This is a genomic window from Nodosilinea sp. FACHB-141 (assembly GCF_014696135.1).
In the GTDB taxonomy this organism is placed as follows: domain Bacteria; phylum Cyanobacteriota; class Cyanobacteriia; order Phormidesmidales; family Phormidesmidaceae; genus Nodosilinea.
The window spans coordinates 276,973-290,721 of the sequence record NZ_JACJPP010000018.1 but is presented as its reverse complement, the minus strand read 5'-3'; the positions used below and the strand labels follow the sequence as shown (position 1 = coordinate 290,721).

Below are 13,749 nucleotides of genomic sequence, written 5' to 3'. Positions count from 1 at the left end.
GGGCAAGGCACCGAACCCTACAGCGCTGCCTGCTGGCCAACATACATAGCCCGCAGCACCAGGGCTGGGTCAACCCAGTTGTCTTGGTACTTCAAGGCCCAGTGTAGGTGTGGCCCGGTGGTGCGGCCCGTCATGCCTACTCGGCCAATGCGCGCCCCCGCCGGAATGGCTTGGCCCGCCCGCAGCTGAATGCCGCCATCGCGATCGACCATGACTCTGTTCTGGCCACTGCCCTCCACATGCCCCTGCATGTGGCAATAGATGTGGGTCCATTCCCCCGATTTAATTGCCATGGAGGTGCCGCAGGCCCCGTCGCCTTCAACCCACAGCACTTCGCCCGCCCACCAGTTGCGAATATAGCTGCCATTGGGGGCTGCTAAGTCAAGGCCGTAATGAAAACGAGAGCCACCGTTGTAGGGGTCGCTGCGGTAGCCAAAGGGGGAGGTATAGGTCTGGAAATTTTCGACCGGAAACGAGGCCCGAGTCCAAAGCGCAGCGGTCAGGTCTTGAGCGTTGGCCACCGGTACCGAGCGGGGCACCGCTACTGAGACCAAGAAGGCTGTAGCCAACCCTAGCCCGAGCAAGGCTCTGCGGCGAGGTCTCTGCCTCCAACCGCTCGCCAAATTACGAACTAAAGTCTTAACCACGCCGGGTTTGAATTGAGCAGCAGAAGTCAGTCTGGGGAGATTGCAGAGTCGCCAATTCATGGTGTAAATCGCGATCGGAGGAGCAGCGAACGTCGCCAATTAGCTTATCCCAGATCTCAGAAGTGGGACACTTTTCAAATTGGATTTTTGCTCGCCCCTGAGAAATGGTGAGCGGTGCATAAATTAATCTGTTTTCTGCTGCCAAAATTCTGTCAGAGCGAAATTAAAGATTGCCGCAACATCCCTAGGCCGTGTCCCAGGGGAGAGGCCCTTCTATCCCCTGACCATCGGCTTTCTGACAGACTCAACTGTGGGCCGCCGCCACACTGGATGCCCCTTGCCTGAGCTAGAAACGGGACAGGCTAAGTTGCAATAAGCTTTGTTGCAGCAAAGCTACATTGGTTGATGAAGTTCCTTGGGGAGATGCTGACGCCGAACTGACTATGTGTCGGTGTTGGCTGAGGATTCTATAGACAGTGGGCTAGTTTCTCAATTAGGCGATCGCATTCCTCAAGGGTGTTGTAGTGCACCATGCTGACCCGCACCACGCCCTGCTGGGGCAGCAACCCCAAGTCTTCGATCAGCCGCAGCGCATAGAAGTGGCCGTAGCGAATGCCAATGTTGTGGGCGTCGAGCTGGGGCGGAATTTGGTCGCTGCTCACCCCCTCCACCACAAAAGAAATGGTAGAAACGCGCTCTGTCGGGTCGGCGGTGTCTCGACCGATAATGCGAACTCCGGGCCGACTGTGTAAGAACGAGAGCAGCCGTTCGTTGAGCGCTCCTTCATGCTTTTGAATCAGACCAAAGGCTTGGGCAATGGGGTCAGCATCGCCAGGCTCTCCGTGATGCCGGGCCAGGGCTTCAAAATACTCGGTGATCGCCGTGAGGCTGTAGCTCAGCTCGTAGCTGCTGCCCCCCGGCTGAAATTTGTAGGGTATCGCCGTGTCGTCGATGAAATAGTGGTTGTAGCCGGGCAGGGCCAGCAGCAGCTCCTTTTTGCCGTAGAGCAGCGCCATGTGGGGGCCATACACCTTATAGAGGCTAAAGGTGTAGAAATCGACATCCAGCGCCTGTACGTCGATGCGACGGTGGGGGGCGAAGGCGACACCGTCGACGCAAAGCATCGCTCCGTGGGCGTGGACGAGATCGGCGATCGCCCGTACCGGATGAATGCTGCCCAGGACATTTGACGTGTGGGTGACGGCGACCAGACGAGTTTGCGGCGTCAGCAGGGTTTCTAAATCCGCCAGATCAAGCTCAAAGGTGGCGGGGTTCACCCGCCAAGTCCTGATGACAATGCCCTCGCGCTCTAGCTCCACCCAGGGGCTAATGTTGGCCTCGTGGTCGGCATTGGTGACGATAATTTCATCGCCCGGTTCAAGGGTCGGGCGAAAGCACTGGGCCAGCATGCGCAACAGCGCCGAGGTGCTGGGGCCGAGCACCACCTCTGCCGGGTCGGCGGCGTTGATCAGCGTGGCCATGGCCTTGGTTCCCGCCGCCACTCGCTCTGTCGCCAGCTGCGACACGGCGTAGCTAGCCCCCAGCTGCACGTTCGACTCGTAGAGAAATTCGGTGATGCGATCGACTACGGGCTTCAGAATCTGCGCGCCGCCCGCGTTGTCAAAAAACACCCAGTTGCTTGCCAGGGCAGGGAACTGCTGCCGGACAAAGTCGAGATCGAGGGTAACGGGGGGATTGTGGGTAAGGGGCAAGGTTGACCTATCCAAATGTTTTTGCAGGGCGAGTTCGACGCCATGGGAGACGTTCTGATCGCCTCTCAAGCTCCCCAATTCTAGAAGGATCTACAGCGAGTGTGGGTTTGAGCGCCCATAGACGTGAGGAATCGGTGACGAACTGGGGGCATGGGTCTGCTTAAGCAATTGACTTCGACAAATGGGATGATGCCCAACCAATTCCAATTGCCTAGTGCCATGGGTAAGGGCGCGATCACTGACCTCATTCATCGCCGAGTTCAAAGTTCGGTAACGCCTAGCAACGTCCTATAAACCAACCCGCTCCGGTAATATTTGGGGATGACTGAAACCTTATCCCTTCCCCAGATTCCGTTCCAGGCGTGGCAGCGACTCCTCGGCCAGCCGTGGGAGCACCACTACATCGTGCGCTACGCCAGCAACCTCGACGATGGCCCCAACCACGGGGCACCCCTAGGTGGACTGGGGGCAGGCTGTGTGGGGCGATCGCCCAACGGCGACTTTAACCTCTGGCACCTGGATGGCGGCGAGCATGTGTTTCAAAGCTTTCCGGGGTGCCAGTTTAGCCTTTGGGAGCAGGGGGGCGGCAGAACCCAGAGTTATGCCCTCAGCACTCAGCCGCCCGAGGATGACAGTCTGTCCTCGTGGTCGTGGTATCCGGCATCGACCAAGGCACGCACCACGGGCAGCTACCACGCCCTCTACCCCCGTAGCTGGTACCGCTACGAGAATGTGTTTCGCGCCCAGATTACCTGCGAACAGATTTCGCCCATCTGGCCCGATAACTATAGAGAAGCCAGCTACCCGGTGGTTGCCTTTGAGTGGACGGCCCACAACCCCACTACCACCCCCATCACCTTGAGCATCATGGTGAGCTGGCAAAACATGGTGGGCTGGTTCACCAATACGCAAAAATCGCCCGAGGTGCTGCTGCGCGATGACGGCAGCCCCTACTACGACTACGTGCCCGCGATCGTCCAAAGCACCGGCAACTTCAACGAATTCATCAACGCCGACGGCCTCAAGGCGCTAGTGATGAATGGAGCCTGGCAAGGCGAGCCCAAAGAGGGTGACGGCCAGTGGTGCATCGCCGCGTTGGATGACCCCAATGTGGAAGTGTCCTACGACCTGCGTTGGAACCCGACCGGCAACGGACGCGACCTGTGGGATTCGTTTGCCAAACTGGGACGGCTGATGAATCTGCTGGACACCTCTCCAGCTGAGGAAGGAGAGCAGATCGGCTGCGCGATCGCCCTCCGCTTCACTCTGCAACCCGGTGAAACTCGCCAGATCCCCGTTGCTCTGGCGTGGGACTTGCCCGTGACAGAATTTGCCGCTGGGGTGAACAATTACCGGCGCTACACCGACTTCTTTGGCACTGATGGGCGGAATGCGCGGGCGATTGCTTTCGATGCTCTGACCGAGTACAAAACCTGGCAGCAGCAAATCGCCGCCTGGCAGCAGCCGATTCTTGATCGGCCCGACTTACCCGACTGGTTCAAAATGGCGCTGTTCAACGAGCTGTACGACCTGGCCAGCGGTGGCACCCTGTGGAGCGCCGCCACAGGGGCCGACCCCGTGGGCCAGTTTGCGGTGCTGGAGTGCATCGACTACCGCTGGTACGAAAGCCTGGACGTGCGCCTCTACGGCGGTTTCGCCACCCTGCTGCTGTGGCCCGAGCTAGAGAAAGCCGTGCTGCGCGCCTTCGCCCGCGCCATTCCTGCCCAAGACGAGCGGCGGCGGATCATTGGCTACTACGTCACTATGGGGCTGGAAAATCCCCCCGCCATCCGTAAGCTAAAAGGGGCCACCCCCCACGACCTCGGTGCTCCCAACGAGCACCCCTGGGCACAGACCAACTACACCAGCTACCAAGACTGCAACCTGTGGAAAGACCTGGGCAGTGACTTTGTGCTCCAGGTTTACCGCGCTTACCAGTTCACGGGCGCGACGGATGTGGCTTTTCTCAAGGACTGCTGGCCGGCCGTGGTCGATACCCTGCAATACCTGAAGCAGTTCGATCGCGACGGCGACGGCATCCCTGAAAACGAGGGTGCTCCCGACCAGACCTTCGATGACTGGCAGCTCAAAGGCATTAGTGCCTACTGCGGCGGGCTGTGGCTTGGGGCAATGGAGGCGGCGATCGCGATCGCAGAAATTCTCACCGCTGCTGGTCTGGCTCCTGGCAATACCCCGATTCTGCTGAGCCAGTACCGCCGCTGGCTCGACAATGGCCTCAAGGCCTACCACCCCAAACTGTGGAATGGTCGCTACTATCGCCTCGACACCGGCAGCGGCTCGGATGTGGTGATGGCCGACCAACTCTGCGGCCAGTTTATGGTGCGCCACTTGGGCCTACCCGACTTGGTAGAAGATGAGTTTACTCTGTCAGCCCTCGACGCTATCTACGACGCCTGCTTTGTGAAATTCAACCAGGTGGTCCAAAGCCAGGAGCGGCCGCCTCAGCAGAAGTTTGAGGGGGCGCAGCTGGGCAACTTTAGCGCGGCGACGTTGAAGATGGCGATCGGTGCAGCGAATGGCGTGTTGCCGGACGGTTCTCCCGAAGACCCCGACAGCACCCACCAGCAGGAGGTGTGGATTGGCATCAACTTTGGCCTAGCGGCGTTCTTTGCCCAGATGGGGAAGACGGAAGAGGCCATGGCGATCGCTGAATCCGTCTTCCAGCAAATCTACGCCTACGGCCTACAATTTCGTACCCCCGAGGCGATCACCGCCCTGGGCACCTACCGCGCCTGCCACTATATGCGCCCAATGGCGATCTGGGGTTTGTACGATGTGCTCACCGCCATAACCGATCAGCCCCGATAGCGGGACACGAGGATTTTAGCGACTGGGCTAGGATAGATATGACTCGCTTGTTTGCCTGCCCTTATTTAGGCGCTGCCGTAGAACTTTCCGCAGAGCGAGAGATCCACATCGCAGGTAGCCATCCGGGTACATTGCCCACCTACTTGGAGCAGCTAACCGATACCCTTAGCGATCCTGATCAGGTGCGGAGCAGCGATCGCGACCCTACCGCATTGCTATTTTCCAAGTGGTTTGACTCAATTCGCACCGGGCGCTACATGGTAGTCGTGACCATTGGCGATGCTGATTCATCGAGGCATTGGGTGATCACAGCGTATACCGCTCGTAAATTGGTGGGAGGAAAGGCTGTATGGCAGAAAAGCTAGTTTTAAAGTACGACCAGGTGGGCGATATTCTCTACATCAACAAGTGCGCGCCCTATGCCGAGCAAGAGTCTGAAGAAATTGGCGACGAAATGATTGCCCGCCTCAATCCGGTATCTGGCGAGGTGGAGAATTTGGAAATTCTCTTTTTCTCGAAACGGCTTTTGAATGCTGACTTTCTGCTAGAACTGCCGGTGATCGCCAATCTTCGGCTAGCTGCCTCTTGACGAACTCGGCAGGGGCGATCTGCGACGCGATGACCCTGATGGGCTGGTCTTTCTCCCCTGGAGAGGCTACGCCAAAGACCATCGCCCTTGCTGTAACCTGTCCACCCTTGACTGCCGCCATGAACCAAGGGCAGCCAATCGGGTGTGCAGTACAATCAAACTGGTTGAGTTCGCCCGCCTACCACCCATTACCATGCGCCCTGCTCCTCCCGATCGCAAACTGCCCGACCCGCTGCCGCCGCGCTATGTAGACCCCAGCGTTCCGGCTGAGCCTTGGCCTACCTCAACCCCGCAACCTGTGCAGCAGCAGCCTCGTCGATCGCCCTTCCGTCCCATTCGCACGGTTTTCAACGCGTTGATTGGTGGCGCGGTGTTGGTGGGCATTGCGGCGGGGGTTGGATTTTGGCGATCGGGCGATCGCTTTCTCGAAGGCGTGCGCATCATGCTGACCCCGGCTCCAGCGGAGCCGCAGGTGGATGTGCGATCCGTCGTCGTTCAGCAGCTGCGGGGGGCCAGCGAGCTGACCACGGCGATTTTTGCCATGGAGGCGGTGGTGCCGACCAAGAGCGATCGCACCTTGGCGGGCTATGTGATTGGCTCCACTAATCTGCTCTACATTGCCTACGGCGAAGTGCGGGCTGGGGTCGACTTGGCCGAACTCACTGCCGCCAATGTCCAGGTGAGCGGGGATAACTCAATTCAGATCACCCTGCCGCCGCCCAAAATTCTCGACAGCAAAATTGACCTCAGTAAATCAAACGTGTTTGACTACAGCCGCGGCTTCTTAGGCCTTGGCCCGGATACCGCCCCCGAGCTACAAGAAAAAGCTCAGCAGGAGGCGCTGGTCAAAATTGAGGAAGCCGCCTGTAGCGAGGGTCTGCTGGCCGAAGCCAACCGTCGTGCCGAAGTCACGGTTGGCCAGCTCCTAGCTACCGCAGGCTTTGAAACCGTCACCGTCACCACCCAGCCGCCGACTAATTCCGCCTGTGCAGCGCCTGCAAATAGCGATACAGTGTTACCGGGTTTACCAGTACCCAATTTGCCCCCTGAAGAACCTGGCCAATAAGGATTCCCATGCTAGAGCTGTACCAGTTTGAAGCCTCCTCTTTCGCCGAAAAGATTCGGCTGATTCTCGACTACAAGCAGGTGCCCTATCACAAGGTCGAAGTAACCCCCGGCGTAGGCCAAGTCGAAGTGTTTCAAATGTCGGGCCAGCGCCAGGTGCCGGTGCTCAAAGACGGTGAGCAGGTGATTCCCGACTCGACCGCGATCGCCCTGCATATCGAAAAAGCGTATCCCGATCGACCCCTGATCCCTACCGAGCCCAAGCAAAAGGGTCTGTGCCTAGCGCTAGAAAGCTGGGCCGACGAGGCGATCGTGCCCAAAGCTCGCATTGTTATGGTTGGTGCCTTTAAGCAGCATCCCAACTTTCGCACGGCGCTGTTGCCTAGCTTTACCCCCGCGCCCCTGCGCAGCCTGGTGGGTGCGCTACCCGGCGACCTGCTTAACCTAGTAGGTACGGGTGTCGGCTTTGGCCCCGACGATATTAAAGTCGCCACCGCTGGCCTGCGTCAGGATCTTGAAGCCCTGGTGCTCATGCTGCAAAACAGCCCCTACCTGCTGGGCGATCAACCCACCTTGGCCGACTTCGCCGTGGCCGCCGCCACCATGTACCTCAAGTTTCCCACGGCTCAGTATGTCGATCTGCCTGAGGGCATCGGCGGTAAGGGTGTCCCCGGTATTGCCGATGTGCCTGAATACAAAGCCTTCTTTGACTGGCGCGATCGCCTCTATGCCGAGTTCCGCACCGCTCGCACCAATGTGCCCCCCGCCAGCCCTAGCGGCGGCCCCACCCCCATCAGCATCGACTAGGGTATGGCCAACGTTGCTGATGCGTTAGGGACCGTGGTCGGCAGCGACTGCATCCTCTCTCCCACCGCCCTCGATCTGCCGGAATACCTGACGCCGCAGGCCATTGTCTGCCCCACCACCGAAGCCGAACTGGCGGCGGTGATGACCTGCGCCCACAAGCATCGCTGGCGGGTGGTGCCCTGTGGCAGCGGCAGCAAATTGTCCTGGGGCGGTCTAGGTACTGGGGTGGATCTCGTCGTGAGTACGGCCCGCCTCAACCAGGTGATCGACCACGCGGTGGGGGACATGACCCTCACCGCCCAGGCGGGGGCAAAACTAGCGGATCTGACTCCCAGGCTGGCCACGCACAACCAGTTCCTCGCTGTGGACCCTGCTTACCCAGAGCGGGCGACTTTGGGGGGAATTGTGGCGACCGCCGATACTGGTAGCCTTCGCCAGCGCTACGGCGGCCTGCGGGATATGCTGATTGGTATTTCCTTTGTGCGCTTTGATGGGGCGATCGCCAAGGCGGGCGGGCGCGTGGTCAAAAACGTCGCTGGCTACGACCTGATGAAGCTGCTCACCGGCTCCTATGGCACCCTGGGAGTGATTTCTCAGCTCACCTTTCGTCTCTATCCAGGCCAAGACACCTCTAAAACCGTGGTGGTCACTGGAGCGGCGGGGGAAATGGAAGCTTTGGTGAATGCTCTACGCCTGTCGCCGTTGACCCCGGTGGCCCTCGATATCCTATCCCCTGCCCTAGCCAGCTATTTGGGCTATGGGGACTTTGCCTTGGTAGCTCGATTTCAATCTATTGCGCCGGGAGTAGACGAGCAGGTTGAGGCTCTCTTGGCCATGGTGGGGCCAGCGCTATCTGCCCAGGTGTTGCAGGGCGCGGAGGATGAGCAAATTTGGGCAGGGGTCGGTGCCGCTCTCTTCCCTGTGTCTGAGGAACAGAACGAGGCGATCGCGGCTAAAGTGGGCCTACCTCCAGCTAAGGTCGTGGCCTGGCTCGCCCAACTGCCCTCGGGTAGCCTGGCGCGCATCCATGGCGGTAGCGGCATTGGCACAGTGCGCCTGGCAGCGGCTACGGCGGACGTGGTGAAGGACTTGCGCAAGGGCTGCACCACTAACCAAGGCTATTTCACCCTGCTCGAAGCACCTCTCTCCTTGAAAAAATCAGTGGATGTGTGGGGCTACAGCGGCAACGCTTTGAGCGTCATGCAAGCGATCAAGGCGCAGTTTGACCCCTACAACGGTCTCAGCCCAGGGCGCTTTGTGGGCGGCCTTTGAAGCAAGCTGGCTGCCTCTATAATCTAAAGACTATTGCTTGCTCTCTCCATGCCGGAAGCCAGCGTTCAGACATTGCGCGTTGCTGAGGTTGCATTTCAGGCCTTTGCCCAAGGGCTAGCCAGTGGCGAATGGTCACCATTCTTAGACCAGCTCAGCGATGATTTTACCTTTTGGTTTCCAGCGGGTTCCTTTAAAGGCTTAAACCACGGAAAAGAAAAGGCGAAAGCATTCTTTGAACGGGTGTCTAGCCTGTTTCCGGAAGGTCTCACCCTGAACGTTATTCAAGTAGTCTCTAATTCGACAACGGTTATCTTTGAGGTCCGTTCATCAGGTTTGATGGCAGAGCATCCCTACGAAAATCAGGCTGCGATCGCCTTTGATATTAGGGACAATAAAATTTGCGCTTACCGAGAGTATTTGGGCGTCGTGTTTCAGCTCGGTCAGTAGTTTTGCCGTGGGTAGAGGCTTCACCCATCTAAGTTGTTCGTAGAATGCCTTATCGCGCAATTCTTAGCATTTTATCGCCGCCTTTCTGAAACTCGTAGGCAACAGCCTCTATCTGGACGCTGTAACCTTTGCTGGAGAATTCTTTTAAGGCAACATCTAAATATGGACAGGGTTCACAGTTGAGTTGAATCAAAGGAAAAATCCGCACTTCGGACGCAACCCGCAGCAGCTCATGAATTGATGCGATATGGAAGTCAAGTGTCAGGTGCTCTGCATACAAAAACAATAAATGAGAGCATAGGCATAGATCAAACCGATCGTCGTCAAAATCTAAGCTTGGCAAAGCCTGGTGCAAATACCGGCCCTCAGCTTTTCCTGATTCATAATCTGATAAGAATTTCTCCATGGCGTTGAGACGAGCCTTGCCTAGCTCGTCAGCATCGCGAAAATTCTTCCAGATGTAGCGATCGGCATTTTGCTTGACTTGAGAAATGATTGATTCGTAGGTAGCTCGCACCCGCTGCTCAATTTGCTCAGCCGAAAACTGATACACCGGGTCGATAGATATAACGGATTGTTTGAGTTCCGTCATCTCAGCATTAAAACTGGCTGGCCCATCGCCACAGCCGAGAATTTTCAGGGTTAAATCTGTCTCTGACAGACTAAACATTGCCTTATATTCGTCTAGCGTTCTGCCCCAGGGAACAATCTCACTGAGTTTCATGGGTTATGGAATCAGTCTCGAAACGGCAGTTTAGGGAGAGAATCTAGCGTGCCATAGCAACCTGCACAATGGGTCAGACTGTTTTAGATTGCGCTAGCCAGGCTTGTACCGAGGGTCGTTGCCACTGGTGCTCCACGTACTCTACCAGCGGTGCGGGCACGCGATCGCCATTAGCAACTAGCCGATTGAGCATGAGCGCCAAATCGGTGTCGGCAATGCACCACTGACCAAAGAGCGAAAGGCGATGGTCTTTAAGTAAAGCTTCTGCCGCTTGAAACAAGGTCTCAACCGCGACCCGCGCTCCGTCTGACAGGGGCAGGTCGCAGGGCTGGTGGAAGATAACCGTGGTCGGTCGCTCGTCGCGAATGGATAGCAGATCGCTGCGCAACCAGGCCTGCACCTGTCGCGCTCTAGCCCTAGCCCTAGGATTTTGCGGATAGATAGCTGTGTAAGTAGGCGGCGGGAAAATCTCTTCTAAATATTCTGTGATGGCGGACGACTCTGACAGGGCAAACTCGCCATGCTCAAGGGTTGGCACTCGACCCGTGAGGGAGCGCTGCAGGTAACTGACTTGTCGATTTTCCTGGGTTGCCAGGTCGATACAAACCAGGTCGTGGGGGAGCTCCTTCTCTTGTAGGGCCACGAATGCAGATAGCGCGTAGGGACTGGTGAACTGAGCATCGACAAATAGCTTGAGGTCAGAATTGCCCATGCTTTCCTCCGGGAGAGTTGAGGGTGTTGCTAAAACTGTACGGTACTAACCAGTTTGTTCAAGGGTAATCTAGCGCTTCAAAATCCAGTTCACCAAGGGAATAGCGGCTTTGGCCGGGAGGGGCTGAATGGCAAACCGGAAGGGTAACAGCAGCATGATCGGTCGGCCCCCGCGGCCGCTAAAAGGGGTGAGCTGCACCACCAGGTCGAGGGAGTAGTTGCGGAGGGGTTCTTTGAGGTTGACCATTTTGGGGATGTCGACCACTGGTGCAGCTTGCTGAAGCACCTGGTTATCGGGGCTGCGATCGAAGCAGTCTTCGCTGACCACGACGGTGCTGAGGTATTGGTTGGGGTTGACTACGCTGGCTACCTGGGGCGCGGCTAGGTCGAGGCGCATGCCGGGGGTGTGGCGAATCACCCGACGAATTTCATTGGTCATACGGCTGATGGAGCTGCGGTCCCAATCAATAGTCACCTGAACGGCCCGGCTTTGATTGACCACCTGCACCGTGAGCCCTTTTACGGGCTGGAGCGGGTGAGGCCCCTGGGGCAGCACCTGCACCGTAATTTGACCTTCGTCAGGTTCGTCTGGCTGGTCTTCCGTGGAGGCGAGGCTTCTGGGTTCGGGCACCACTAGGCTGAGGGCGACGGCCTTGCCCAAGGCTCCTTCTCCGGGCTGAAGCACGGTGGCAGCGGTTTCGGCAAAGCCCTGACGCACCAGTTGCGATCGCACGCTGCTCTCTAAACTAACGACATCGGGCACCAGCACTACCTGGTCTTCGAGTTCTTCCTCAATCGACAGTGCCATCTTATAGACCACATAGCCCATGCAGATGAAGTACACCGTCAGAATCAGGATGTCGATCTCCATGGGGGCCGGTAAGAAGGGAAACGTTGGATGGTAAAGGAATAGGGACGATTTTTCACTGGAGGCGATCGCAAAGCGTCCCCAGTTAAAGCCTTAACGGCTTCAAACATCGCTCAAGGGTAGCATCGATAGCTGCCTTGCAAGCAGCGAGAACGCCTTGGTTTACTAGCGCCTTACCCCAGTAGCGCAAAGGCGCTTTGCTTCACTAGCTGAAACGGCCCCATCAGAGGTCCCCAAGTGGGTTTGTCGGTATCGGGGTCAACGCCTCGATCCTCCAGGTACAGCACCATGGGGCTGTTGGCTGCGGGCGACTCGGGGCCCAGGTCAAACTTGAGCCGCACGTAGGTGGTGATGCCGTTGGCGGTAAAGCTGCACAGACTGTTCCCCGGCAGGCGAGCACTAAAAATTTGGCTGGCCGGCTGATACTCAATGGCCACCCCGCAGGTGGGCAGAGCAATTAGGTCTTCGCGGGTGAGGGAGGTGAGGCGATCGGGCTGGGTGGCCGCACCACTGTAGGCGATTGGGTCGGGCAACGCATAATATTGGCCCCAGAGCTGACCGTCGCGGGTGGTAAGGTGCAAAATGCGCTGGCGATAGGGCGGTTTGCCTGAGGCCACACTGATTTGCTCAATAAAAAAGCTGTACCCTTCACAGAACAGGGCCTTGAGCAACGGCCGTTGCCACAGCCGCAGATGCAAAAACCAGGTTGGGTCTGCCAGAGATTGCTGACGATTGTCAAACTCTCCAGCCATGTGGGTGGCCAGCTGATGCAGCAGGGCCTCGCTCATAACATTACCGCGATCTCTCTAGCCCCGATGCTACCGGAAAGTGGGGCAACTGGCGCGGCTAGACCTATTTGAGTATGGGCAACCCGATAGGCGGGGTAAAGGTGAGGTTTGCCGGGGTAATAGTGTCGGCCTCGACCCCCAACAAAATAGCCTCGGTGGTAGCCTGACCCATGGACAGGCTCACCTGCACGTGGGTATCAGAACCCACCTGCACAAATCTCAAAGAGGACATCAGATCCCCTCCGGCAAATAGAGGCTGAGCCGCAATCAGGCTAAAGTCGAGCAGGTCTCCCTGGGCAGCGTTAAAGTCGACCAAGGTGTCTGGTTGGGTCGTAGCACTGGTATCGGTATTGTAGGCCCCTGGCGTGTTGAGCCGAAAGGTATCGGCACCGCTCCCGCCTACCAGAACGTTGATGCCGCCCCCGCCATCTAGCACATCGTTGCCGGGGCCGCCCATCAGCAGGTCATCCCCCTCACTGCCCTCCATTGTGTCATTGCCCGCCCCACCAAACAGGCCATCGTCACCGGCCCCACTCACCAACGTATCGTTGCCAAGACCGCCAAAGGCCAGGTTTTGGCCTGCCCCTGTCAAAACCAGGTCGTCGCCGTTCAGGCCAAAGACGGCGTCATCGGCAGTGGTGCCAATGAGAAAGTTTTTGCCGTTGCTGCCCTGCACTAGGGTGAAGACTTGGTTGGTGGCGGGTTGCTCAGTTCCAACTGGGGGAGCTAGGGGCTCGGCGGTAAAGAGTCCATTTAAGGTGGTGGGGAAAAGGTCTGGTGAGGCAGTAACTGGAGACCAGGTGCCATTGGATAGGCCAACTTCGTAGAGGGCAGGGGTGCCGTTGCCGGTTTGACCATAGAAAAAGAAACTGTCTACCGTTGCCAAGGTCGTGTCGGCAGAAACCTGCGCCTGAGGCACTGCGTCGGTTGCCAGGGCCGCTCCAGCGATCGCTCCGTCTAGACCTGCTACCGGAGAAGGCTCTGCAGGTATGGTCACGACCTCTTCGGTGGGAACCGCCGTCTCGCTGGGCACCTCGTTGGGGGCAGCTGGCTCCTCTAGAATGACGGGCTCTATTGCAGGAACGGTTTTAGGCGGGGGGACAAAGAAGTCAGACATAGGAGCACGGGCAAAAACAACAGCAGAGGGTGAAGCTAGGGCTGTAAATTCAAGCGAAGCGCGATCGCTGGGCGCTGGGTTCTATTCCACATTCTGGCGTGGGGACTAAAATCCGGAAAAAATGGCTTGGTATCGATACGAACAATTCAAGCGATCGCCCTAGCGGTCAAGAT

At 57.8% G+C, this 13,749-nt stretch carries 14 protein-coding genes; 7 read left to right on the top strand and 7 right to left on the bottom strand.

The genetic code is table 11. The features are described from left to right. Positions 1 to 17: 17 nt before the first annotated feature. The gene (locus H6F59_RS19660; RefSeq protein WP_242021577.1) at positions 18 to 569 is read right to left on the bottom strand and encodes a M23 family metallopeptidase; all 552 of its coding nucleotides are present in this window, start codon (positions 567 to 569) and stop codon (positions 18 to 20) included. Between the two features lie 545 nt (positions 570 to 1,114). After that, complete coding sequence (locus tag H6F59_RS19655; protein WP_190704335.1) at positions 1,115 to 2,359, bottom strand: cysteine desulfurase-like protein; 1,245 nt, start codon at positions 2,357 to 2,359, stop codon at positions 1,115 to 1,117. A 321-nt stretch (positions 2,360 to 2,680) separates the two neighbouring features. Here H6F59_RS19655 and H6F59_RS19650 point away from each other — a divergent pair, with 321 nt between their 5' ends. The 7 genes from H6F59_RS19650 to H6F59_RS19620 all read left to right on the top strand — a co-directional run bounded on the left by H6F59_RS19650 (position 2,681) and on the right by H6F59_RS19620 (position 9,368). Further along, on the top strand, positions 2,681 to 5,188 hold the full coding sequence (locus H6F59_RS19650; RefSeq protein ID WP_190704239.1) for a GH116 family glycosyl hydrolase: 2,508 nt from the start codon (positions 2,681 to 2,683) through the stop codon (positions 5,186 to 5,188). 38 nt (positions 5,189 to 5,226) lie between these two features. Next, a complete protein-coding gene (locus H6F59_RS19645; RefSeq protein ID WP_190704236.1) occupies positions 5,227 to 5,553 on the top strand; it encodes a hypothetical protein in 327 nt (108 codons plus the stop codon). Then, on the top strand, positions 5,538 to 5,777 hold the full coding sequence (locus H6F59_RS19640; protein WP_190704233.1) for a DUF2283 domain-containing protein: 240 nt from the start codon (positions 5,538 to 5,540) through the stop codon (positions 5,775 to 5,777). Before H6F59_RS19645 ends, H6F59_RS19640 begins: the two co-directional genes overlap by 16 nt. 193 nt (positions 5,778 to 5,970) lie before the next feature. After that, entirely contained in the window at positions 5,971 to 6,843 is an 873-nt protein-coding gene (locus H6F59_RS19635) for a DUF4230 domain-containing protein (protein ID WP_190704230.1), read from the top strand. 8 nt (positions 6,844 to 6,851) lie between these two features. Continuing rightward, entirely contained in the window at positions 6,852 to 7,649 is a 798-nt protein-coding gene (locus H6F59_RS19630; protein ID WP_190704226.1) for a glutathione S-transferase family protein, read from the top strand. A 3-nt stretch (positions 7,650 to 7,652) separates the two neighbouring features. Then, a complete protein-coding gene (locus tag H6F59_RS19625; protein ID WP_190704223.1) occupies positions 7,653 to 8,921 on the top strand; it encodes an FAD-binding oxidoreductase in 1,269 nt (422 codons plus the stop codon). A gap of 48 nt (positions 8,922 to 8,969) precedes the next feature. Further along, on the top strand, positions 8,970 to 9,368 hold the full coding sequence (locus H6F59_RS19620) for a nuclear transport factor 2 family protein (protein ID WP_190704218.1): 399 nt from the start codon (positions 8,970 to 8,972) through the stop codon (positions 9,366 to 9,368). Positions 9,369 to 9,417: 49 nt separating this feature from the next. Here H6F59_RS19620 and H6F59_RS19615 read toward each other — a convergent pair whose 3' ends face one another. The 5 genes from H6F59_RS19615 to H6F59_RS19595 form a co-directional block, all read right to left on the bottom strand. Next, entirely contained in the window at positions 9,418 to 10,092 is a 675-nt protein-coding gene (locus H6F59_RS19615; protein WP_190704216.1) for an SAM-dependent methyltransferase, read from the bottom strand. A 73-nt stretch (positions 10,093 to 10,165) separates the two neighbouring features. Beyond that, complete coding sequence (gene yfcF, locus H6F59_RS19610) at positions 10,166 to 10,804, bottom strand: glutathione transferase (RefSeq protein ID WP_190704213.1); 639 nt, start codon at positions 10,802 to 10,804, stop codon at positions 10,166 to 10,168. A 69-nt stretch (positions 10,805 to 10,873) separates the two neighbouring features. Then, positions 10,874 to 11,674 carry a hypothetical protein gene (locus H6F59_RS19605; RefSeq protein WP_190704209.1) on the bottom strand — a complete coding sequence of 267 codons (801 nt, stop codon included), beginning with the start codon at positions 11,672 to 11,674 and terminating at the stop codon, positions 10,874 to 10,876. Between the two features lie 170 nt (positions 11,675 to 11,844). Continuing rightward, positions 11,845 to 12,459 carry a chromophore lyase CpcT/CpeT gene (locus tag H6F59_RS19600; RefSeq protein WP_190704206.1) on the bottom strand — a complete coding sequence of 205 codons (615 nt, stop codon included), beginning with the start codon at positions 12,457 to 12,459 and terminating at the stop codon, positions 11,845 to 11,847. A 64-nt stretch (positions 12,460 to 12,523) separates the two neighbouring features. Then, positions 12,524 to 13,576: a calcium-binding protein gene (locus tag H6F59_RS19595; RefSeq protein WP_190704203.1), complete on the bottom strand. Its 1,053-nt coding sequence runs from the start codon at positions 13,574 to 13,576 to the stop codon at positions 12,524 to 12,526. Positions 13,577 to 13,749: the final 173 nt, after the last annotated feature.

Bases quoted from the DNA above. Each gene is read 5' to 3' on its own strand.
- H6F59_RS19650 (WP_190704239.1), top strand. From the start codon at position 2,681: ATGACTGAAACCTTATCCCTTCCCCAGATTCCGTTCCAGGCGTGGCAG.
- H6F59_RS19645 (WP_190704236.1), top strand. From the start codon at position 5,227: ATGACTCGCTTGTTTGCCTGCCCTTATTTAGGCGCTGCCGTAGAACTT.
- H6F59_RS19640 (WP_190704233.1), top strand. From the start codon at position 5,538: ATGGCAGAAAAGCTAGTTTTAAAGTACGACCAGGTGGGCGATATTCTC.
- H6F59_RS19635 (WP_190704230.1), top strand. From the start codon at position 5,971: ATGCGCCCTGCTCCTCCCGATCGCAAACTGCCCGACCCGCTGCCGCCG.
- H6F59_RS19630 (WP_190704226.1), top strand. From the start codon at position 6,852: ATGCTAGAGCTGTACCAGTTTGAAGCCTCCTCTTTCGCCGAAAAGATT.
- H6F59_RS19625 (WP_190704223.1), top strand. From the start codon at position 7,653: ATGGCCAACGTTGCTGATGCGTTAGGGACCGTGGTCGGCAGCGACTGC.
- H6F59_RS19620 (WP_190704218.1), top strand. From the start codon at position 8,970: ATGCCGGAAGCCAGCGTTCAGACATTGCGCGTTGCTGAGGTTGCATTT.
- H6F59_RS19615 (WP_190704216.1), bottom strand. From the start codon at position 10,092: ATGAAACTCAGTGAGATTGTTCCCTGGGGCAGAACGCTAGACGAATAT.
- yfcF (WP_190704213.1), bottom strand. From the start codon at position 10,804: ATGGGCAATTCTGACCTCAAGCTATTTGTCGATGCTCAGTTCACCAGT.
- H6F59_RS19605 (WP_190704209.1), bottom strand. From the start codon at position 11,674: ATGGAGATCGACATCCTGATTCTGACGGTGTACTTCATCTGCATGGGC.
- H6F59_RS19600 (WP_190704206.1), bottom strand. From the start codon at position 12,459: ATGAGCGAGGCCCTGCTGCATCAGCTGGCCACCCACATGGCTGGAGAG.
- H6F59_RS19595 (WP_190704203.1), bottom strand. From the start codon at position 13,576: ATGTCTGACTTCTTTGTCCCCCCGCCTAAAACCGTTCCTGCAATAGAG.